19 protein-coding genes are annotated in these 20,156 nt (G+C 76.8%); 8 read left to right on the forward strand and 11 right to left on the reverse strand.

Translation table 11 applies throughout. The annotated features are described in order from the left end of the window. Window positions 1–68: 68 nt before the first annotated feature. From ABT403_RS04000 to ABT403_RS04020, 5 genes are all read right to left on the reverse strand, one after another. A complete protein-coding gene (locus ABT403_RS04000) occupies window positions 69–1,292 on the reverse strand; it encodes an acyltransferase family protein (protein WP_344157990.1) in 1,224 nt (407 codons plus the stop codon). Then, complete coding sequence (locus tag ABT403_RS04005) at window positions 1,289–2,341, reverse strand: alpha/beta hydrolase (RefSeq protein WP_344157993.1); 1,053 nt, start codon at window positions 2,339–2,341, stop codon at window positions 1,289–1,291. Before ABT403_RS04005 ends, ABT403_RS04000 begins: the two co-directional genes overlap by 4 nt. A 161-nt stretch (window positions 2,342–2,502) precedes the next feature. Next, the gene (locus tag ABT403_RS04010) at window positions 2,503–2,679 is read right to left on the reverse strand and encodes a DUF6126 family protein (RefSeq protein ID WP_344157999.1); all 177 of its coding nucleotides are present in this window, start codon (window positions 2,677–2,679) and stop codon (window positions 2,503–2,505) included. Between the two features lie 109 nt (window positions 2,680–2,788). Continuing rightward, window positions 2,789–3,469 carry a response regulator gene (locus ABT403_RS04015; protein ID WP_344158003.1) on the reverse strand — a complete coding sequence of 227 codons (681 nt, stop codon included), beginning with the start codon at window positions 3,467–3,469 and terminating at the stop codon, window positions 2,789–2,791. Next, entirely contained in the window at window positions 3,466–4,839 is a 1,374-nt protein-coding gene (locus ABT403_RS04020) for a sensor histidine kinase (protein WP_344158006.1), read from the reverse strand. Before ABT403_RS04020 ends, ABT403_RS04015 begins: the two co-directional genes overlap by 4 nt. A 96-nt stretch (window positions 4,840–4,935) precedes the next feature. Between ABT403_RS04020 and ABT403_RS04025 the strand changes: the two genes are divergently transcribed. Together ABT403_RS04025 and ABT403_RS04030 are read left to right on the forward strand one after the other, a co-directional pair. Beyond that, window positions 4,936–5,877, forward strand: coding sequence for an AEC family transporter (locus tag ABT403_RS04025; RefSeq protein WP_344158009.1), 942 nt, complete (start codon window positions 4,936–4,938; stop codon window positions 5,875–5,877). 51 nt (window positions 5,878–5,928) lie between these two features. Continuing rightward, window positions 5,929–6,324: a hypothetical protein gene (locus ABT403_RS04030; protein WP_344158012.1), complete on the forward strand. Its 396-nt coding sequence runs from the start codon at window positions 5,929–5,931 to the stop codon at window positions 6,322–6,324. On the opposite strand, the gene ABT403_RS04035 is transcribed toward ABT403_RS04030, so the two are convergent. The 4 genes from ABT403_RS04035 to ABT403_RS04050 form a co-directional block, all read right to left on the reverse strand. Beyond that, entirely contained in the window at window positions 6,278–7,489 is a 1,212-nt protein-coding gene (locus tag ABT403_RS04035; protein WP_344158015.1) for a hypothetical protein, read from the reverse strand. The genes ABT403_RS04030 and ABT403_RS04035 overlap by 47 nt on opposite strands. Window positions 7,490–7,569: 80 nt before the next feature. Further along, window positions 7,570–9,123: an FAD-binding oxidoreductase gene (locus tag ABT403_RS04040; protein WP_344158018.1), complete on the reverse strand. Its 1,554-nt coding sequence runs from the start codon at window positions 9,121–9,123 to the stop codon at window positions 7,570–7,572. A gap of 212 nt (window positions 9,124–9,335) precedes the next feature. After that, window positions 9,336–9,959, reverse strand: coding sequence for a class I SAM-dependent methyltransferase (locus tag ABT403_RS04045; protein WP_344158021.1), 624 nt, complete (start codon window positions 9,957–9,959; stop codon window positions 9,336–9,338). Window positions 9,960–10,012: 53 nt separating this feature from the next. Next, entirely contained in the window at window positions 10,013–11,512 is a 1,500-nt protein-coding gene (locus tag ABT403_RS04050) for an IucA/IucC family protein (protein WP_344158025.1), read from the reverse strand. Between the two features lie 217 nt (window positions 11,513–11,729). Between ABT403_RS04050 and ABT403_RS04055 the strand changes: the two genes are divergently transcribed. Both ABT403_RS04055 and ABT403_RS04060 read left to right on the forward strand, forming a co-directional pair. Further along, window positions 11,730–13,265 (forward strand): IucA/IucC family protein, encoded by a 1,536-nt coding sequence (locus ABT403_RS04055; protein ID WP_344158028.1) that lies wholly within the window; start codon window positions 11,730–11,732, stop codon window positions 13,263–13,265. Between the two features lie 135 nt (window positions 13,266–13,400). Further along, entirely contained in the window at window positions 13,401–14,174 is a 774-nt protein-coding gene (locus ABT403_RS04060; RefSeq protein WP_344158031.1) for a GntR family transcriptional regulator, read from the forward strand. 39 nt (window positions 14,175–14,213) lie between these two features. On the opposite strand, the gene ABT403_RS04065 is transcribed toward ABT403_RS04060, so the two are convergent. Next, entirely contained in the window at window positions 14,214–16,412 is a 2,199-nt protein-coding gene (locus ABT403_RS04065) for an MMPL family transporter (protein ID WP_344158034.1), read from the reverse strand. A gap of 279 nt (window positions 16,413–16,691) precedes the next feature. Between ABT403_RS04065 and ABT403_RS04070 the strand changes: the two genes are divergently transcribed. The 4 genes from ABT403_RS04070 to ABT403_RS04085 all read left to right on the forward strand — a co-directional run bounded on the left by ABT403_RS04070 (window position 16,692) and on the right by ABT403_RS04085 (window position 19,394). Beyond that, window positions 16,692–17,876: a sensor histidine kinase gene (locus ABT403_RS04070; protein WP_344158037.1), complete on the forward strand. Its 1,185-nt coding sequence runs from the start codon at window positions 16,692–16,694 to the stop codon at window positions 17,874–17,876. Further along, window positions 17,873–18,541, forward strand: a complete 669-nt coding sequence (locus ABT403_RS04075) for a response regulator (protein ID WP_344158040.1) — start codon at window positions 17,873–17,875, stop codon at window positions 18,539–18,541. The genes ABT403_RS04070 and ABT403_RS04075 overlap by 4 nt, the downstream gene beginning before the upstream one ends. A gap of 141 nt (window positions 18,542–18,682) precedes the next feature. Continuing rightward, the gene (locus tag ABT403_RS04080) at window positions 18,683–18,913 is read left to right on the forward strand and encodes a hypothetical protein (protein ID WP_344158043.1); all 231 of its coding nucleotides are present in this window, start codon (window positions 18,683–18,685) and stop codon (window positions 18,911–18,913) included. Between the two features lie 136 nt (window positions 18,914–19,049). Then, complete coding sequence (locus ABT403_RS04085; RefSeq protein WP_079431055.1) at window positions 19,050–19,394, forward strand: hypothetical protein; 345 nt, start codon at window positions 19,050–19,052, stop codon at window positions 19,392–19,394. Window positions 19,395–19,402: 8 nt separating this feature from the next. Here ABT403_RS04085 and ABT403_RS04090 read toward each other — a convergent pair whose 3' ends face one another. After that, window positions 19,403–20,140, reverse strand: coding sequence for a hypothetical protein (locus ABT403_RS04090; protein WP_344158049.1), 738 nt, complete (start codon window positions 20,138–20,140; stop codon window positions 19,403–19,405). Window positions 20,141–20,156: the final 16 nt, after the last annotated feature.

The following is a 20,156-nucleotide window of genomic DNA, read 5'->3' on the forward strand; positions in this document are numbered from 1 at the left end:
TCGTGTACAGGTGCTCCGCCCGTGTACGGGTGCTCCGCTCGCGTACGGGCGCTCCGCCGTGGGCGGGCCTACGCCAGCCCCAGCGCGAACGCCCCGAACCCGGCCGCCAGTACCCCGGCCAGGGCCCCGCGGACCGCCGCCCCCCGGCGCCCCGCCGTCGGCGGCGTCTCGAACCGGCGCGCGTACCGGGCGATCCCTACCAGCAGTACCGCGAACACCGGCAGCCACAGGGCCCGCGCCACGATCCAGCCCGCCCCGTCGGGCGCCGTCGTCAGTCCGGCCACCCCGCCGCCCGCGAAGGAGGCCGGCACGGCCGCCGCCAGCATCGCGGTCTGGTGCCAGCACAGGACGGTCATCGCCGACAGGTTGACCACCACCACCGGGGCCCACAGCGCCGGCCGCGCCAGCAGCCGCCCCAGCCGGTCCCGCAGCAGGATCGCCGCGCCCGACTGGGCCGAGGCCAGCGCGAGGACGAGCAGCGACGGCGGGTGCGAGTTGGTCCGCGTCCGCCCCGGCACGCCGACCATCGACGCCGGGTAGTGGAAGACCGTCAGCAGCACCGCGAACAGCGCGACCCCGCCCACCAGCAGCAGCCGGGCCCCGCGCCGGCCGATCCGCCCCTCGCCCCAGTCCACGCCCAGCTGGTAGGCGAACAGCCAGCCCGGCAGGACGTTCAGCAGGGACAGCCACGACGGCATCGAGGGGCCGGCCGGCCCGTACCGCAGGAAGTCCACCACCGCGACCGAGACCAGCAGCGGGGCCGCCGCCCAGCCGCCGAGCCGGCCCGCGGCCCGGACGCAGTACGGGGTCAGGGCCGTCACCACCGCGTACACTCCGACGAACCACAGCGGCTGGACCACCAGGGTCGCCCCCGTCCGCAGGGTGGCCTCCGGCACCCCGGCCGCGTACAGCAGCGGCGCGGCCAGCGCCCACACCGCGGTCACCCCCAGCACCGGCCGTCCCAGCCGCACCATCCGCCCCTTGAGCCAGGCCCGCGTCGAGCCCGTGCGCCGGCGGAAGGAGAGCACCGAGGCGTAGCCGCCGACGAGGAAGAAGATCCCGAGCATCTGGAGCACCCAGCTCGCCGGGGCGAGGGCGCCGACGGCCGACAGCGGACTGGCGTTGTGCAGCCCGCCCTCCGGGTCCAGGGTGAACCCGCCGAGCAGCCAGTGCCCGGTGGGCACCGCCAGCAGGGCCAGGGCCCGCAGCCCGTCGACCGCCCGGTCCCGGTGGGCGGGGGTCCGGCGGTCGATCCCGTCGGCGGTCCGCCGCAGCGCGGTCAGGGCGCTCATCGGACCTCCCCCCGCACGATCGCCGCGAGGGCGGCCAGCGAACGGGTGCCGGGCCTGAAGTACCCGGTGTGCCCGACCACGTCGGAGGCCGGCACCCGGCGCGCGCCGAAGGCGGGCGAGGTGGGGTCGGCGCCGTGCCCGAGCCCCGCAACCTCCACGTTCGGCACGTCGGCGATCCAGTCCGAGGGGCCGCGCGCCGCCCACACCCGGGCCTTCGTCCCGAGACCGGCGGCGGTGGCGGCGCGCGTCCCGGGGGAGCCTAGGACGACGAGGTCGCGGGCGTCCGTGTGGCGGGCCGCGAGACCGCAGACCACCGAGCCGTAGCTGTGGCACAGCAGCACCGGGTCCGGGGTGCCGACGGCGTCGAGCCCCGCGGTGAACCGGGCCAGCCGGACGGCGCCGGCCTCGGCCAGCCGCCCGCCCGCCGCGTCCAGGCCGACCCCGACGGGGGTGGTGTACCCCGTCCACGCGACGACGGCGGTGTCCCCGCCGGCCCCGCCCGCCGCCGCCCACAGCGCGCGGGCCATCCCGGCCGGGCCGGTGGCCGGGGCGCGGGGGGCGTCGTGGGTCTCGGCGTCGTTGTCGGAGCCGGGCACGACCACGGCGACGTGCGCGGCCCGTTCCAGGTCCCCGAACACCTCCGCCACCTGGCCCCGGCCGCGCGGGTCGAAGGCGAGGATCCGGCGGCCCGGAGCCGCGAGGGAGGCGTAGCGGGCCTCACCGGTGGCGAGGACGGCCAGCCGGTTGGCCTCGTACCTCAGGGGGAGCGGCGCCCCGTCCAGGTTGCCGACCACGAGCGGGTGGGCCCGCATCAGTCCGCGCCGCGCGTCCTCGTCCAGGCCGGCGAAGAACCGGGCCACCTCCCGGGGGCTCGCGCCCGCCGGATCGGGCAGCTCCCGGCCGTACCCCGGGTCGGCCCGCCAGGCCGCCGTTCCCGGCGGCGGGCCGGTGACGGCCTGCTGCGCGTCGCCGGAGGCCCAGCCGGCGGTTCCCGTGACGACGGCCACCGCCAGCGCGGCCGTGACGATCGTCCTCCCGAAGCGGCCCATGTCCTGTCCCCTCTCTCCTCGTGACGGGGAGGAAGGTAGGAAGCAGGTGCCCGGCGGCACGTCGGACCGGAGAGCCAAGCCGGATGTCATACCCCGGTAGGGGGTGGAGGAGGGGGAGGGGGAGGGGGAGGGGGCCGCCGCTCACCGCGCGGCGGCCGGGCTCACTTCTGCGCGTGCTGCCCCAGGTAGAACAGCAGCATCACGAAGGCGGCGAACACGTGCGTGCCGGCGATGTAGAAGAAGGCACGGAGGGCGACGCCCTTGGCCTTCCACCTCTCCTGCTCCCGCGCTGCCGCCCGGCTCCCGGAGGCGCCGTCGTCCTGGGTGTCGTGCGTCATGACCGCGGGGCCTCCTTGGTGAATTGCATAACTCTGCAAGTCTAGCGCCCGCCCGGACCCCGGCCCCCGGATCCCGGCCCGGATCCCGGCCCGGCCCCGGCCCCCCGGGCTACGCCGAGTCGCCGGGCCGGACCAGCCCCGCCTCGTACGCGAAGATCACCGCCTGGGCCCGGTCGCGCAGGTCCAGCTTGCCGAGCACCCGCCCGATGTGGGTTTTGACCGTCTGCTCCGCCAGCACCAGGTGCGCGGCGATCTCCTGGTTCGACAGCCCCCGGGCGATCAGCTCCAGCACCTCCGTCTCGCGCGGGGTCAGGCCGTTCAGCCGCAGCGCCGGGTCCTTGCGCGGCGCCGGACGCCGCCGCACGAAGTCCGCGATCAGCCGGCGCGTCACCGACGGCGCCAGCAGCGCCTCGCCCGAGGCCACCACCCGGACCGCCGCGATCAGGTCGGCGGGCGGGGCGTCCTTCAGCAGGAACCCGGACGCGCCCGCGCGCAGCGCCTCGTACACGTAGTCGTCGATGTCGAAGGTGGTCAGCATCAGCACCTTCGGCCGGTGGACCACCCCGGCCGGCGGGTCCAGCAGCTCCCGGGCCGCCGAGAGCCCGTCCAGCTCCGGCATCCGCACGTCCATCAGCACCACGTCCGGGTGCACCGTCCGCGAGAGCCGTACGCCCTCCCGGCCGTCGGGCGCCTCGCCCACCACGTCGATGTCGGCCTGCGCCGACAGCAGTGCGGCGAACCCCGCCCGCACCATGGCCTGGTCGTCGACGATGATCACGCGGATGGTCAACTGGAGTCCTCGGTCCGGGAATCGAGCGGCAGCCGGGCGGCGACCCGGAAACCGCCCTCGGGCAGCGGGCCTGCGTCCAGGGTCCCGCCGGTCAACCGTACGCGCTCGCGCATCCCGACCAGACCGTGGCCCGTGCCCTCCCCCTCCAGCGCCGTCACGGCGTCCCGCGCCGGGCCGTTGACCACCAGCACGAGCACCTCCCGGTCCCCGGCGGAACGCGTCACCGACACGCTGGTCCGCGCCCCCGGGGCGTGCCGCACCACGTTCGCCAGGGCCTCCTGGACGATGCGGTACGCCGACAGGTCCACGGCCGGCACCGCCCGCGCCGCCTCGGCCACGCCCGTCGCCAGGGACAGCTCCACCGGCTGCCCGGCCCGCACGGTCGCCTCCACCAGCTGCTGGATCCTCGCCACACCCGGCTGCGGCGCCCGTTCCCCGCCGCCCCCGCCCGCGCCCCCGTCGGAACCGTCCCCGCGCAGCACCGTCAGCAGCCGCCGCATCTCGCCCAGCGACTCGCGCGCGCTCGCCGCGATCGCCGCGAACTCCTTGCGCACCGGTTCCTCCAGCCCCGGGAGCCGGTACGGCGCGGAGTCCGCCTGCACCGTGATCACCGACATGTGGTGGGCCACCACGTCGTGCAACTCCCTCGCGATGCGCGCCCGTTCCTCCAGCAGCGTGCGCCGCGCCCGCTCCGCCCCGCTGATGCTCTCCTGCTCCGCGATCCGCTGCCGGGCGTCGCCCAGCCCGCGCAGCGCCCCGGTCAGCGCCAGCACGACCCCGCCCAGCACGAACTGCACGGCCACCGTGTTCGTCACCCCGCCGGGGGCGAAGAACCCGAGCACCACCCCGGCCGCGCCGGTCGCCAGCCACACCCCGACCAGGGTGCGCACGGACTCCCGCAGCCCCAGGCAGGCCATCAGCACCAGGTAGCCGACGATCCCCATCGGCGGCCACGGCCACGAACGCCCCGCCACCCCCTCGGTGAACACCAGCAGCACGGCCCCGGCCACGTCCGCGGCCAGCACCACCGCCCAGGCCGGCACCGGCCGGGTGACCGCCAGCAGCAGCGGCACCGTCTGCGCCACCCCCAGCGCGCCGGCCCAGCCGCCGCCCATCCGGTAGTCGTTGGTGAGCACCGCGATGGTCACCGGGAGCAGCACCACCACGAAGACGGCCGTGACGGCGAAGGGCGCCAGCCGCTGCCAGCGGCGCGGGGCCCGGGCCAGCAGCGGCTCGCCCGGCCGGGCCGGGGTGCGCAGGGCCACCGCCAGCCGGCCGAACCCGCCGCCGGTGTCCCGTGGGCCCGCGCCCCGCGCGCCGGCCGCCGGGGTCTTCCGGGCGCGGCCCGGGATGCGCGGTGTGAACCTCATGATCCGCCAGCCTATGCGCAGGGGCCCGCGGAGGGGCGGCGGAGGGGAGGGATAGGCTGCACGCCGTCCGAAAATCGAACGAGGGGGTCGACGGCTATGGGCGGGGCGGCCGCACTCGAGAAACTGGTGCCGGTCCTGCTGGCCTTCGGCGGCGGGGTCCTGCTCGCCCGCCGCAAGACCGTCCCGGCGGACACCTCCAAGGCCTTCTCCGACTACGCCTTCCTCTTCGCCGTCCCCTGCTACCTCTTCGGCAACATCTACGCCGCCGACCTCGGCGCCCTCTTCGACTGGCGGGCCATCGGCGGCTACGCGGCCGCCGCCGCCCTCGCCGTCCTCGCCGTGGCCCTCGGCGCCGCCGCCTACGGCGTGCGCGAGCCCCGCGCGGTGGCACTGCGCGTGATGGCCGGGGTTCAGGTCAACACCGCCTACTTCGCCGTCCCCGTCTTCATCACGGTCTTCGGGACGGCCGCGCCGATCTTCCCGGTGCTGCTGTTCCAGGTGTGCGTGCTCTCGCTCGTGGTCATCGCCCTCATGGAACTGGGCCGCGCGGGCGCGGGCGGCCCCGGCACCCGGCTCTCCCGCGCGCTGGCCGCCTCCCTCGCCACCCCGCTCGTCCTCGCCTGCAACGCGGGCATCCTGCTCAACCTGCTCTCGGTGCACGTCCCCAAGGTGCTCCTCGACGGGGCCGCGTTCGTCGGCGACAGCGCCTCGCCGGTGGCCCTGTTCGCCCTCGGCCTGCACCTCGGCGGCACCGGACTGGACGTCCGGGGCACCACCCGGGAGGAGGCCGCGCTGATCGCCTTCAAGTGCCTGGCCTTCCCGCTGCTGGCCTGGGCGGTGTGCGCGGGGCTCTTCGGGATACGCGGGCCCTGGCTCGCGTACCTCGTGCTGATCGCGGCGATGCCGACCCCGCAGAACCTCTTCATCTTCGCCCAGCGCTACGAGATCGGCGTCGACCTCTCCGCCTCCGTCGTGATCAAGAGCTCGGTGGTCTCCCTCCTCCTGCTGCCCGTCTGGCTCCAGGCCGTCGCCTCGTAGGCCGCCGGCCGGCGCCTCGTTCCCCCGGCGGGCTCCGCTCGTTGAGCGGGCATGGAGCTGCTGCCGATGATCGCGGCGCCGGGGGTCGGCGAACGGGCCGACGCCGCGGCCGATGCCGCCTGCCACCTCTACGACGCCGTCATGCCCTGGGGCGAGGGCGGGCCCGGGGGATGGAGCCGGACCGCCGCCGAGGACGCCGCCGAGACGATCGAGACCACCGCGCACGCCCTCGCGCGCATCCACCCGCGCGCCGAGGTCATCCTGGCGCCGGTGCACGCCGCCCTCGCCGACCTGCGCCGTCAGCTGGCCCTGCCCCCGGCCGAGCCGCTGACCGCCGAGGGGGTCCCGGCGACCCCCCGGACGGTCGGCAACCCGCGCCGCACCCGCTGGGTGCGGGTCCTCACTCCGCCCGCACCCCGGCGACCGCCGACTGGTACAGCTTCCTGATCTCCGCGCCGAAGTAGGCGCTGTAGGAGGTGTCGGCCGTGGGCCCGCCGGTCTCCCAGCCGCCGATCACCCCGACCACGTCCCCGGTCGCCGTGTCCTCGTCGAAGCGGGTGATGAAGGGGCCGCCGCTGGTGCCGCCCGGGTAGCCGGTGCAGTCGATCCGCAGGAACGATCCGGGGCTGGCCGGGTCGGTGCTGGTGAACTTGGTGGTCTTGTTGACGCACACGCGCGGGCGCGGCGCGGGCGCGGGGTGGCCGATGAGGACGACCTTGGGGTGGGTGAAGGTGGCCCCGGTCACCAGCCGGTTCCCGCCGACCACGTCCTCCACCTCCTCACCGTCGGCGTCCGGGCCGACCTGCGCGAAGGCCACGTCGAGGGTGGCGGCCTTCGCGGCGCCCTCGGCGCGGTAGCGGGAGGCGATCCAGATCTTCGAACGGCCCCCCGAGTCCCGCAGGACCGGGAACATGCCGTACGGGCGCGGGTTGGCCAGCGTGTACTGCGGGACGAAGGCGATCTGGCGGGTGTCGCTGCCGATCAGGCAGTGCGCCGCGCTGAGCACCAGGTCCCGGCCGGGGGAGGAGACGACGCTGGCGGTGCAGAAGTAGGCGCCCGCCCCCTTCATGACGAACATCCGGCCGACGACCGGGATCCCGTCGAAGTCCTTGCCCACCCCGGCCGGGGCGGAGGGGAGCACCGGCGCGGGCAGCGGGGAGGCGGACGGCGCCGGCGCCGTGGCGGAGGGCGCGGTCACCAGGGCGGGCAGGGTGCTCGCCGCCGGTGCGGGCACGGGCACGGCCGAGGCGGCGGCGGCCGAGGCGGCGGGGGCGGGCGGGGCGGAGGGTGCGGCGGGGGCGGAGGCGAAAGGTTCCGGCGCGGGGGCCGGTTGGGCGGCGGGTGCGGGCGGCGCGGCGGGGGCGGCCGCGCCGGGCAGAGCCGTACCGGGGAGAGCCGTACCGGGCGCGGCCGGTGCCGCCGCGCCGGGGGCCGGCGGGTCCGGTACGGGGGCCGCCGAGGCCATCCGCTCCGGTGTCCAGAACGCGGCGGCCTCCCGCGCGGTCCAGCGCCCGGCCGAGGCCTCGGCGCTCGCGGGTTCCAGGCCGGGCAGCGGCCCGCCCGGGAGCAACAGGGCGGCGGTCGCCGCCGCCAGCGTGAAGGTGCGCAGCATCTCTCGTTCCTGTCCGTTCCTGTCGTGCCTGTTCGTGCCTGTTCGTTCCGGTGAGTGGCGGCCCGGACGGCCTGGACGGCCTAGAGGGCCTGGGGGAAACGCAGCAGCCGGTCCGGGTCGTAGGCGCGCCGGACCCGCTCCAGGCGGGGGAGGTTCGGCCCGTAGTAGGCCTCGCGCCAGCCGGTCAGCTTCGGGTCGGCGTAGTTCTGGTAGGCCCGGCCGCCCGCCCACGGGCGCAGCGCCCGCCAGAGGCCGTCCAGCCAGTCCTGGTGCCGGGCCGTCTCGGCGGCGGTCGCGGACGTCGGCCAGTACGCGAGGTACTGGGCGAGGAAGGCGCTGTCGCGGTGCACGAAGGCGGTCGCGCCGGCCGGTACCCGGTTCACGGCCCCGCCGCACACCCCGTCGAACTGGATCACGCCCAGCCCGCCCGGTGGCGCCGTCCGCCCGTAGCGGCCGAGGGCGTCCAGGACGGCGGCGACCGCCGCGTCCGGCAGCCCGGCCCCGCCCCAGAAGTCGGAGCGGGCCGCGTACGAGTCCCGGCCCAGCAGGCCCCGAGGGTCCCGGCCGGGCAGCCGCCCCGGCAGCCGGCACCGCTCGGGGCCGCCGTCGGGGCAGCCCGCCATGGCCCGTACGGTGTCCCCGTAACTCCGCACGGTGGTCCAGGAGTCCCGGGGCTCCCGCCCCACCAGGCCGGTCAGCCGGGCCAGTTCCCGTTCCAGCTCCGCGCGCCCGTCGAGGCAGACCGCCCGGACGGCCAGGGCGGCGGCGGACCCGGTCTCCACTGTGAACTCGGCCTGGCTCCAGAACGGGTCCGGCAGTCCGTCCAGCCAGCGCTGCCAGCCGCGCACCACCGCGGCCGCGTCGGCCCCGGGCCAGTGCAGTTCGGCGAAGGCGGCGTCGCCGACCGGATGGGTGCGCAGCCGGAACTCGGTGACCACCCCGAAGTTGCCGCCCCCGCCGCCGCGCAGCGCCCAGAACAGCTCCGGGTCCCGGTCGGGACCGGCCTCCCGGACCACCCCGTCCGGGGTCACCACGCGGGCGCCGGCCAGCCGGTCGGAGGTGGTGCCGTGGGCCCGGGAGGCGATGCCGAGGCCGCCGCCGAGGGTGAGTCCCGCGATGCCGACGGAGGGGCACAGCCCGGCCGGGACGCCCAGACCGCGCCCGGCGAGGGCCGCGTGCACGTCGGCCAGCCGGGCGCCCGCGCCGACGTGCGCCTCGTCGCCCTCGACCGTCACCCGGGCCATGGCCCCGACGTCGATCACGAGCCCGGCGGCCACCGTCGACCAGCCCGCGTAGCCGTGGCCGCCGCCGCGCGGCACCACGGGCGCGGCCGAGCGGCGGGCGAAGTCCAGGCAGACGGCCACGTCCGCGGCGTGCGCGGGATAGGCCACGGCCCCGGGGGCGACCGAGTCGTAGCGGGGCTGGAACAGCTGCCGGGCCTCGGCGTAGTCCGCGTCCCCGGGGAGGACCACCCGCCCGTCCACCGCCCGGGCCAGCGCCGCGAAGTCCGGCCCGGCCGAGGCCCCGGCGCGTGGGGCCCGGGTGCGTCCGGCGGCGGCCGACGGGCCCGCCCCGGCGGCGCCCAGCAGGGCGGCGGCCCCGCCCGCGAGGACCCGGCGGCGTGGAATCTTCATACTTCCTTCCTGCCACCGCCCGCGCCGATCGATACGAAGGCGGGCCCGGCGCGGCCGGGTTGTCCCCCGAACGGCGGACACTCCGGACCGACAACCCGACGGGTGTCACCCCGTCAGCCCCCTTACGAGGCCGCTCTCGAGACCCGTGCCCCCGTGCGGACGCCGTGAAGGCACGCTGCGGGGAGGGGTGGTGTCGCGCCGTCAGGCGGGCGTCAGGCCGCCGGTGGCCTGCGGGCCAGGACGAAGCCGCGGGGGGCCGACTCGTCCCCGTCCGGTGCGCGGACCGTGCGGGCCGTCTCGGCCAGCCCCGCCTCCGCCAGCAGCCCGGCGACCAGTCCGGGCGGGGTCCCGTACACGCCGGGGCCCGACGGGTGGCCGTCGTCGGTCTCGAAGGCGACCAGCGCGTAGCCACCGGGTGCCAGGGCCCGGGCGAACCCGGCGAAGAGGCCGGGGAGCCCGGAGGGAGGGGTGTGGACGGTCGCGTACCAGGAGAGGACCCCGGACAGGGTCCCGTCCGCCACGTCCAGCCCGGCCATCGGCCCGACCTCGAAGCGCAGCCACGGATAGGAGCGCCGGGCCGCCGCCACCCTCGCCGGGGAGGGGTCGACGCCGAAGGCCCGTACGCCCCGCCGGTCCAGGTGCGCCGTCAGGTGCCCCGGGCCGCAGCCCACGTCGGCGACCGCCCCGCCCCCGGCGCGCGCGTACGCGGTGAAGGCGTCCAGCAGGGCCCGGTCCAGCGGCCGTGCCGGCGGTTCGTCCCACGGCGGCCGGGCGCGGTCGACGGCGGCGCGCTCGTGCGACCCCCCTGCGGGGCCGGGGCGCGAGGTGGCTGTCATGCTCCTGCACATTAGTGGGGCGGGCGCCCGGATTCACCGGCCCGCCCCCTGCCTCACCCCCCGGCGAGCGGACCGGGCAGGCTCGTCCACTGGTCCCCGGACACACCGGGGCTCAGCCGCATCAGGGTGAGCGCCTTCACCGGAAGCGGCCCCCGCAGCACCTCGGAGTCGGCGGTCGGCGCGAGCCCGTCCAGGCCCGCCGCGAGCGCCTCCCCGAAGGCCTCCCGCGAACCCGCCGTCGCGGCCAGCGCCCCGGCCGCGAGGGAGCCGAACATCTTGCGCCGCAGCACCGTCTCGTCGTCCGTCACCAGCCGGCCCGACAGCGGCGGCACCGCCAGCCCGTGCCGGGCCAGCCGGGCCGGGCTGATCCGGATGTCCGCCAGGTCCCGGTAGACCAGCCGCAGCGGGGTGCCGTCGGCCGCCAGGACCACCAGGAGGTTCTGCCCGTGGGCCTCCAGCGCCACCCCGAGGTCCAGCACCCGCAGGCACACCGAGAGCGCCAGCCGGGCGAACCGCGCCTGCCAGCCGGCCGACCGGGCCAGTTCGCTCCCCGCCAGCGCCGCCACCGGCACGACCCGCTCCCCGGCCCGTGCGTACGCCTCCGGGGGTTCGCGGAGCACCGCCGCCAGGTCCGGGCTGTAGGCGGTGGCGGCGCCGAGGGTGCGGGTGATGTGCAGGCGGCCGTCCAGCCGCTCGGCCAGCGCGTGCGCGAACTGCGAGACCACGGCGGCCGTCTCGACGGAGTAGGCGGAGATGTCGCGTACCGAGGAGGTCAGCCGGGTGCTCAGGGCCGTCTTGACATGGGCGCCCCCGTCCGCCGGGGCGAGCGTGCGCAGCGCCATCAGCGGGTGCGCGGCCGGCCCCGGCAGCACCTCCTCGCCCTTGAGGACGTGCTCGGCCTGCCACGGGTGCACCGGGACCAGGATCCGGTCGCCGTCGCGCAGGTGCTCCGGCCACTCCCCGGAGACCAGGCACTCCCGGGCCGGTACGGGGACCAGCCCGAGCTCCACCAGCGGTCCGTGCTCGGGCGCGTACGCCAGCTGCTCGGCCACCGAGAACCCGGGACGGGAACGGCAGTTGGGGTGGTACGGGTGCCCGTCGACCACCCGCTGCTCCCACTCCCAGGTGGTGCGCGGCGCGGCCCTCACCCCGGCCGGCTGCCCGGCGCGCGACAGCGCCAGGGAGGCCGTGCTGTCGTCCAGCTCGGCGGCGAAGGATGCGAAGGCGGCCCCGAGGGGACCGGCCGCGCCGTGCGGCACCCGCAGCGCCTCGACGAGCCGGGCCGCCTGCCGGTACGCCCGGCCGTCGAGCCGCACCTCGGTGACGCGGGCGTCGGTCGCGTACGGGTCCGGTCGCGGCCCCTCCAGCCGCCCGCCCCCGGCCAGCAGCAGCGTGAGCGAGTCCGGCCCCCGCTCCCGGCCCGTCACCCAGGGCAGCGGCTCGAAGGCCAGCGCCCGCCAGAGCCGGGTCAGCACGGCGGCGCGCGCGCCCTCCAGGGCGGCCTCGTACGCGGACCCGAGGCCGGGCCGTACGCCGGCCAGGGCGGCGGCCACCGCCTCCTCGGCGGCGCCCGCCGGGGAGGGGCCGGGGTCGGGCGGGGAAACGTGCGTGCTGCGGTCCAGGGTCCCGTTCCTTTCGGATCGCTCTCGACTCGGGCGTTTACCCGATGATCAAGTCATCATCCCGGATACTGAAGATCACGGCCGGTGGTCCCCCCAGCGGACCCCGCCGCGCCGCAGCACCGACGCACCGACGCTCCGAAGCCCCCGAATGGATCCAGTGGACCTCAACGCCGCCGCCGACGCCTACGCCGCCGCACCGCTCCTGAACTGCCTGCTGCGGGAGGTGACCGACGCCGAGGGCGGGCGGGTCCACCGGCTGCGCGGCAGCGGCCGGCTCCTGCGGGTCGGCGGCGGCCGCCGGCCCGCGGACCCCGAGCTGCGCACCGCGGACGGCTGGCACCCGCTCAGCCACGCCGAACTGGTCAAGCTCGCCTCCGACGAGCTGCTGCGCCACACGGGCGTCTCCAACGACGAGCTGCCGGTGGAGATGGCCGACAGCCGCGACACCGTCGCCGCGCTGCTGGCCGCCCGGGCCGGCGCGGCGGTGCCCGAGGACCCCTACGTCCGTTCCGAGCAGGCCCTCCTCATGGGCCACCCGCACCATCCCGCGCCCAAGACCCGAGGCGGCGGCCCCGCCGCGAGCTGGCTGCCGTACGCCCCCGAGGCCCACGCGCGCTTCCCGCTGGTGATGCTGGGGCTGCGCGAGGACCAGGTGGCGCAGGAGGGCGGCCCGGCCGCCGCGGCGGCGGTCGACGCCCTGGCCGGGATCCTCGACGGCCCCCGCCCGCCGGCCGGCTACCGGGCGCTGCCCGCGCACCCCTGGCAGCTGGAGCTGGTCGCCGGGCGGCGGGAGGTGCGCGAGGCCCTCGCCGACGGGCGCCTGCTGCGGCTCGGGCCGACCCGGCGGCCGGTGTGGCCCACCGCCTCGATCCGCACCGTGCACGCGCCCGGCCCGGACGGCGACCTGTTCGCGAAGTTCAGCCTCGACGTCCGCATCACCAACGACGTGCGCCGGCTGTGGCGCCACGACCTGCTCAAGCTGCGCCGCACCGACGCCGCCGTCGAGGAGGGCTTCGCCGACCTGCGCCGCCGCACCGGGGCGAGCGCGGTCTGGCTGTGCGACCGCGGCTACCGTACGGCCGCCTTCGCCTTCGAGGAACTCGCCGTCCTGGTCCGTGACGGACTGCGCGGGCGGGTGCTTCCGGGGGCGGTGCCGCTGCTGTGCGCCGCGCTCGCCGAGGGGTACCCCGGCAGCCCGCTGGAGGGTGCGCCCGATCCGGCGGGGTGGTGGCGGGCCTATCTGCGCCACGTCGTGCCTCCGGTGCTGGACCTGTTCGCGCGGCACGGGATCGTCCTGGAGGCCCACCTCCAGAACTGCCTGGTCGCCGTCGACGGCCGGGGGACGCCCGTGCAGGCCCTCTTCCGCGACGCGGAGGGGGTCAAACTCCCGCAGGACATGCCGCGCGCGGCGGCCTGGGAGCGGCTCGTGTACTGCCTGGTCGTCAACCACCTGGCGGAGGTGGCCGCAGCCCTGGCCGAACACCGTCCGGAGCTGGCCGGCCTGGTGTGGCCGGCGGTCCGCGAGGAGTTCCTGCGCTACGACGCCGAGCACGGCCTGCCCGAGATCGCACGGCTGCTGGCGGCCCCCGCCCTTCCGGCCAAGACGAACCTGCTGCTGCGGTGGACCCGCGCGGACGGCGCCGACGCGCGCTACCTGGAGCTGCCCAACCCGCTGCGCGGCTGACGGGGGCGGGAGGGCCGGTGCCGGATTCGGCCAAGGTGGCGCCGGTGGCGGGGATCCCGTACCGAAAGGTATAGACCAATGCTAGGTTGGTCGGGCAGACCGCGCAGTCCTTGACCACCCGTCAGAGGAGAAGCCATGCCCTCCCCTTCGCGGGGCGGCGGCCCGGCCGCCATGCCCAAGTACCAGCGCATCGCCGCAGCGCTGCGGGACGAACTCGACCACGCCGCCCGGACCGCCGGAGGCAGACTGCCCTCCGAGCGCAGCCTCGCCGCCCGCTACGAGGTCAACCGGCAGACCGTCCGCGCCGCCCTCCAGCAGCTGCGCGCCGACGGACTGGTGGTCACCGGCCGCCGGGGCACCCGGGCCGCCCCGGCGCTGCAGCCCCGGCCCGCCGGCCGCGCGGACGCGCGGGGTCCCGCCACCGCCCGCCCCCAGGGGCCGGCCGGCCCGGCCGCCGTCCGGCTCGCACTGGTCACCGTGCCGCCCTCCCTCGCGGCGCTGCTCGGCATGGGCGGCGGGGAGCGCACCCTGGTCCACCACCACCGCGTGCACGGCCCCGACGGCCGCACCCTCCAGCACACCGTGACCTACCTCTGCCCGCGCGCCGTCGCCCGCACCCCGGAACTCGCGGCCTACCTGGAACACCCGGCCGCCGCCCGCGAGGAGGACCTGCGGCCGCTGCACCGCTGGCTGGAGCGGGCCGCCGCCCGGGGCCGCACCGCCGAGACCATCACGATGACCCGCACCAGCCACCCCGCCGCCGCGTCCCCCGCCTGCGGGCTCTCGGTACGGCGCACCGTGCACGACGCCTCCGGCCGGCTGCTCGCCGTCACGGACCTGGCGTTCCCCGGCTGGGACCGGGTCACCTTCCACCGCCGGCCCGAGGCCAGCGCCTTCCGCGTCAGCTGACGGTCCGCCCGGAGGCCTCCCGCCCCGGCCGACGGGCCCTCAGCCGACCGGGACCCGCCCGGGCTCGGGCCGCTCCACACGGGCCGCCGCCTTCGCGGACGGGCGCACCGGCCACCACAGGGAGCGGCCCAGCAGCGCGGCCAGGGCGGGGACCAGGACCACCGACAGGACGAACGCCGACAGCAGGATGCCCACCGCCGTCGCGAACCCGGTCTGCTGGAGACCCGGCTGCGGACTGACCGCCAGGCTGCCGAAGGAGGCGGCCAGCACCAGGCCCGCGGTGGCGATCGCCGGCGCGGTGTGCCGGACCGCCCGGGCCACCGCCGCCCGCGCCGGCCCGGGCCGTTCCATCTCCTCCCGGATCCGGTCGCAGACCAGGATGTTGTAGTCGGTGCCGAGGGCCACCACGAACAGGAACAGCACCAGCGGCAGCGTGAAGTCCACACCCGGCCGCCCCAGCGCGTGCTGGAACACCAGCGCCGCCGCCCCCAGCGTGGCCGTGAAGCCCAGCCCGACCGCGACCATCAGCACCACGGGCGCCAACAGGCTGCGCAGCAGCACCAGCAGGATCAGCGCGATCAGCACCGCCGCCACCGGGAAGATCACCTCCAGGTCCTCGCCCACCGCCACCGCGACGTCGGCGAACACCGCGGCCGTGCCCCCGACGTGCGCCCCGGTCCCGGCCGGCACGTGCGCCCGTACGGTCGCGCGCACCGGACCCGACACCAGGTCCCGGGCCTCCTGGCCGCCCGGCGCGGCCGTCAGCAGCAGGTCGATACGGGCGGCCGAACCGTTCCCGCTCACCACCGCCGGGGTCACCTGCCCCACCCCGGGCACCCGCGCCAGCGCCCCCGCCAGCCCCGCCACCCGCTCGGCGGTCATCGGCCGCCCGTCCTCCGCCTTGACGAACACGGTCGCCGGATCCGAGACCCCGGCCGGCATCGACCGGGCGATCTCCTCCGCCGTCCGCACGGCCGCGGTCCGCTCACCGCCGGCGCCGCCCTGCCCGTAGTCCATCCGGACCCCGGCGGCCCCCGCCGTCAGCGCCCCGAGGAGCAGTACGGCGCCCACCGCGAGGGCCGCAGGCCGCCGGGCGGCCAGCTCACCGAGCCGCCCCGCCGCGCCCGCGCGCGGAGCCCGCCGCAGCGACCGCGAGGGCCAGAACATCCGGCGGCCCGTCACGGCCAGCAGCGCCGGCATCAGCGTCAGGCTGCCCAGCAGCATCACCAGCACCGCCACCGCGATCGCCGGGCCCAGCACCCGGAACTGGCCGAAGGAGGCGGTCCCCAGCGTGGCGAACGCGGCCACGATCGTCAGCGCCGCCGAGGTGACCGCCGTCCCCACCCGGCCCGCCACCTCGGCCGCCGCCTCCCGGCCCGACTGCCCGGGATGGGCGCGCAGCTGCTCGCGGAAGCGGAACAGCAGGAAGAGGAAGTAGTCGATCCCGATGCCGATCAGCACCACGTTGATCAGCCCGGGCGTGGACGGGGCCAGGTCGACCCCGGTCAGCAGCGCCGCGCCGACCACCGCGCCCGCCGCCGCCCCGCCGACGATCGTCACCGTCACCAGCGGCAGCAGGGCCGCCGCCAGGCTGCGGAACACCAGGACGTGCAGCAGCACGATCAGCCCGGTCATCGCGAGACCGACGACCAGGGTGCGGGTCTCCTCCGCGTCGGCCGTGTCCACCGTCGTGGCCAGCCCGCCCGTGAACCCGGTCCGCAGCCCCGCCTCCCGGAACGCCCCGCGCGCCTGCTCCCGGAAGGCCCGGTAGGTGTCCTGCACCCCGGGATCCTCCGGATTGCCCGTCAGCTCCACCGGTATCAGCCGGAAGGCCCGGTCCGGCGCAGTCGCCCCCGCCCCGATCCGGGGCACCTGGGAGTGGTCCTGCACCAGCGGCGGATCGTCCTTCGGCCGCGGCATGACCACCCGCTGCCGGCCCAGCCGCCCGGCCACCTCCCCGATGCGCCGCTCGTCCCCGGCCGTCAGCGCCGCCCCGTCCGGGCGGGCCACGAGCACCGTCAGCGGGTCGGCGTCCGGCCGCACCCCGAAGTCCTCCTCGGCGATCCGCAGCGCGGCCGCCGAGTCGTAGCTCTCCGGCAGGAAACCGGCGTTGCCGGACTGGGTCGCCCGGTACACGAACGCCTGGCCCAGGATGGCCAGCGCGATGCCCACCACCGCCCAGACGGCGATCACCTTCCACGCGTGTCTCGTCGAACATCCCGTCAGGGCGCGGATCACTTCTCTCCTCCGGTCTCTGCGACGTCCACCGCCGGCGCACCGCCGACGGGTCTCCAGACCATCAGCCGCCCGGGCACCGCGCGTCGGGGCGCGGGAGGATCCGCCGCCCGGGACCCCGGTCCGGGCCGTGGCCCGGACCAGGACCGCAGTCCTGGTCCGCTCCCCGACCCGGGGACGCTGCCCCGACCAGGGGGCTTTGCCAGAATGGAGCTCCGCGGGCGGCCGCGCGCCGCCCCGGACCGGCCGGGCGGGAGCGGCCTGCGGAGGAGGCGGGAACCGATGGGCACGCGCGCCGAGCGCCTGGAGTGGACGCGGGGCGACGGACTGGTGGCGGTGGGGGCGGCGGCCACCGACCTCACCGGTCTGTCCCTCAGCGCCCTGGTGGACGGGACCCCCTTCACGGTCACCGCCGCGCTCGGACTGGTGCTCGCCGCCCTGACCCTGCTCTTCCGGCGCCGCCACCCGGTCCCGGTGCTCGGTGCCGTGCTGGCCCTCGGCATGGTGGTGAACGTCGTCACCCCGGCGGCGCCGCACTTCGGCCTGACCCTGACCGTCGCCCTCTTCACGGTGGCCCGCCGCTGCCGGCCCGCCGTGGTCGCCGCCGCTGCCCCGGCCTGCGTTCCGCTGGCCGCCGTCGGCCTGGGGGGCTCCGTGCTCCCCTCCGGTCTGAACGTCCTCACCAACGCCCTCGCCGCCGCCCTGGTCGTCGGCGCCGCCGTCGGCGTCAACCGCTGGCAGCGGGAGGTCGAGGCCAACCGGGCGCTGCTCGCCGACCGGGCGGTGGCCGCCGAACGCCGCAGGATCGCCCGGGAGCTGCACGACATCGTCGCCCACCACATCACCACCATGCAGCTGATGGCCGGCGGGGCCCGCGTCAGCCTGGAGCACGACCCCGGGGCGGCCCGCGAGGCCCTGGTGATCCTGGAGGACTCCGGCCGGATGGCCCTGGGCGAGATGCGCCAGCTCCTGGACGTCCTGCGCGCCGGGGAGGAGACGGAGCCCGCGCCGTCCGCCCCGCAGCCCGGCACCGCCGACCTCGAACGGATCGTCACCGAGTCCCGGCTGGGCGGCATGGACACCGAGTTCACCGTGCACGGCGCCGTCCGCCCGCTGCCGCCCACCGTCGGCCTGACCGTGTTCCGGGTCGTCCAGGAGGCCCTGACCAACGCCCGCAAGCACGCCGGGAACGCCGGCGCCCGGGTCCGGCTCACGTACCGCGCGGCGGAGGTCGCCGTCGAGGTCTGCGACGACGGCCCCGGCGAGGCGCCGCCGCGCCGGGCCCAGCGGCAGCAGGGCCGGGGCGGGTACGGTCTGATCGGCATGCGCGAACGCGTCGCCCTGCACGGCGGCACCCTGGAAGCCGGCCCGCGTGCGGACGGCGGCTTCCGGGTCGCGGCCCGCCTCCCGGTCCCGGCCGCCGCCGGAGCCCCGGACGGGGCACGAGGAGAGGACCACCCCCGTTGATCCGCGTACTGATAGCCGACGACCAGCCGCTGGTGCGGCGCGGCCTCAGCCTGATCCTGGCCCCCCACCCGGACGTCGAGGTCGTCGGCGAGGCCGGTGACGGCGCCGAGGCGGTGGAACTCGCCCTGCGGCTGCACCCCGACGTCGTGGTCATGGACATCCGCATGCCGGTCCTCGACGGGGTCCGCGCCACCGGGGAACTCGCCTCCGCCCGCCCCGCGTCCCGGGTCCTGGCGCTGAGCACCTTCGACATGGACGAGTACGTGGTGGCCGCCCTGCGCGCCGGCGCCTACGGCTTCCTGCCCAAGGACGTCTCCCCCGAGGAGCTGATCGCCGCCGTCCGGACCGTCCACAGCGGAGAGGCCGCCGTCGCCCCGAGGCTGCTGACCCGGCTGATCTCCGCCTACGTCCGCACCCCGGCCCGCGCGCCCCGGCCCGCCCCGGCGGCCCCCGACGGACTCACCCCGCGCGAGCTGGAGATCTGGCGGCTGCTCGCCGCCGGGCTGGACAACGCCGAGATCGCCGCGGAACTGGACATCAGCGTCTCCACCGTCAAGAACCACCTCACCGGTGTCTTCGGCAAGCTCGGCGTCCGCGACCGGGCCCAGGCCGTGATCGCCGCGTACGAATCGGGCCTGGTGGAGGCGGAGCGGAGGAGCACTTGATCACCAACTGCCCGCAGACGGCCCGATTTCCCCGGCCGGGACGGCTCTGACCTGCCGGAACGCCGGACGATTCACCCGTGCGCGCAAGGCCCCGCACATGGCACAGTGCCAGCAGCGCAACCTCCGGACCAGGGAGCCCCCATGCCTGACCCGCACACCCTGCCGCCGCTGCTGACGGCCGCACCCGAGTGCCGGACCGAGCCGGGCCCGCTGCCCGCCTGTCCCCGCTGCGCCGCCCCGCCGGAGCGGATCTCCTGGCGCCAGCGCCCGGGCGAGCCCGTGGTGCTGGTCTTCGACCCCTGCGGCCACCGCCACACCTCCCCGGCCCCGCCCCTCCTCGCCGTCACCGCGCCGGACCCGCTGCGCCGTTGAACGCGGCGTCAGGGTGCCCGGCGCACCCCGGGCGCCCGTGACCTCGTATCCTGCACCGGAGCTCACCCCCGAGCAGCTTCGACGAGACGGGCCGGGCCGCGCGCAGCGCCGGACCGGCGGGAACGGGAGAACCCTGATGGACGTGCAGCACTTCGAGCGGATCACCGCGTTCATCGAGGCGCGGCTGACCCCGCTGTTCGACGCGGAGACCGGAAGTGAGCGCGGCTTCGCCATGGACGACACCTCCCGGGCCCTGCGCGCCCTGCGCAACAGCGTCCTGGAGGCCTCCGCCGTCAAGGGGCTCATCGCGACCCGCGAGACGGCCGAGCCGCTCGTGCGCAAGGTCATCGACCAGTCGGTCGAGCACCACTGGGACGTGCTGCGCGGCATCGCCCGCCAGTGGGAGGACCACGCCGACTTCCGCAAGGAGTTCAAGCGCCACGCCTGGGAGCTCGACGCGGCCCCCGCCGCCTCGGCCTGACACCCCCTTCACCGGCTGGGCGCGCCGCCGATGAGGTAGCCGATCCGGCGCTCGAGCCCGCTCCAGCGCCGGTCGTGCCGGTAGGCGCGCCGCAGGGTCCGGGCCCGGGCCCTCGGCCGCCGGCCGTAGAACCGGCGCGCCCACGGGGACGCGGGCCGGGCCAGCCGCACCGCCGCGATCAGGGCGATCAGCGGCACCACCACCCCCAGCACCGCGAGCCGCGGCTTCCCCTTGAACAGGGCCATCACGGCCAGCAGCAGGTTGAACAGCACGGTCAGCACGAGGAACAGGCGGTTCTCCAGCTGGCCCTCGGTCAGACCGTCCACGCCCAGCGGCAGGAACCCGCACAGCAACAGCCCCGCCAGGGCCGAGGTCATGACCACCACCTCGACGCTGAGCGTTCCCTCCTTGCTCCAGTAGACGTCGCTCAGGTGCAGGATCAGCGCGAACTCGTCCAGCACCAGCCCCGTGCCCATCCCGAACAGCACGGCCGCCACCCACGAACCCCAGCCTGTGCGGCCGCCCGCGATCGCGGTGAAACCGCCGACGGTCATGAGGATCACCCCGGGCACGCAGTGGTGCACGTGCAGACCACCCGGCGTGACGTTGCGGAAGGGGCCCTTCCCGGCCCGGATCATCCGGGTGATCACCCGGGTGGCCACGAAGGTCACGACGAACGCCGTCAGGGCCAGCAGCAGCGGGAGCTTGCCCGGCTCCAGGATGTTGCGGTACCACCAGTCGCCCATGCCGTCACCCTCCCGG

Origin of the sequence: Streptomyces sp. NPDC000075 (assembly GCF_040301925.1) — a bacterium.
Lineage (GTDB): Bacteria > Actinomycetota > Actinomycetes > Streptomycetales > Streptomycetaceae > Streptomyces > Streptomyces polychromogenes.

What these genes read in the sequence shown, in the direction of transcription:
- ABT403_RS04090 (WP_344158049.1), bottom strand. Translation starts at nt 20,140, where the DNA reads ATGGGCGACTGGTGGTACCGCAACATCCTGGAGCCGGGCAAGCTCCCG.
- ABT403_RS04005 (WP_344157993.1), bottom strand. Translation starts at nt 2,341, where the DNA reads ATGGGCCGCTTCGGGAGGACGATCGTCACGGCCGCGCTGGCGGTGGCC.
- ABT403_RS04080 (WP_344158043.1), top strand. Translation starts at nt 18,683, where the DNA reads ATGCCTGACCCGCACACCCTGCCGCCGCTGCTGACGGCCGCACCCGAG.
- ABT403_RS04055 (WP_344158028.1), top strand. Translation starts at nt 11,730, where the DNA reads ATGGATCCAGTGGACCTCAACGCCGCCGCCGACGCCTACGCCGCCGCA.
- ABT403_RS04020 (WP_344158006.1), bottom strand. Translation starts at nt 4,839, where the DNA reads ATGAGGTTCACACCGCGCATCCCGGGCCGCGCCCGGAAGACCCCGGCG.
- ABT403_RS04085 (WP_079431055.1), top strand. Translation starts at nt 19,050, where the DNA reads ATGGACGTGCAGCACTTCGAGCGGATCACCGCGTTCATCGAGGCGCGG.
- ABT403_RS04010 (WP_344157999.1), bottom strand. Translation starts at nt 2,679, where the DNA reads ATGACGCACGACACCCAGGACGACGGCGCCTCCGGGAGCCGGGCGGCA.
- ABT403_RS04025 (WP_344158009.1), top strand. Translation starts at nt 4,936, where the DNA reads ATGGGCGGGGCGGCCGCACTCGAGAAACTGGTGCCGGTCCTGCTGGCC.
- ABT403_RS04000 (WP_344157990.1), bottom strand. Translation starts at nt 1,292, where the DNA reads ATGAGCGCCCTGACCGCGCTGCGGCGGACCGCCGACGGGATCGACCGC.
- ABT403_RS04070 (WP_344158037.1), top strand. Translation starts at nt 16,692, where the DNA reads ATGGGCACGCGCGCCGAGCGCCTGGAGTGGACGCGGGGCGACGGACTG.
- ABT403_RS04040 (WP_344158018.1), bottom strand. Translation starts at nt 9,123, where the DNA reads ATGAAGATTCCACGCCGCCGGGTCCTCGCGGGCGGGGCCGCCGCCCTG.
- ABT403_RS04045 (WP_344158021.1), bottom strand. Translation starts at nt 9,959, where the DNA reads ATGACAGCCACCTCGCGCCCCGGCCCCGCAGGGGGGTCGCACGAGCGC.
- ABT403_RS04035 (WP_344158015.1), bottom strand. Translation starts at nt 7,489, where the DNA reads ATGCTGCGCACCTTCACGCTGGCGGCGGCGACCGCCGCCCTGTTGCTC.
- ABT403_RS04060 (WP_344158031.1), top strand. Translation starts at nt 13,401, where the DNA reads ATGCCCTCCCCTTCGCGGGGCGGCGGCCCGGCCGCCATGCCCAAGTAC.
- ABT403_RS04030 (WP_344158012.1), top strand. Translation starts at nt 5,929, where the DNA reads ATGGAGCTGCTGCCGATGATCGCGGCGCCGGGGGTCGGCGAACGGGCC.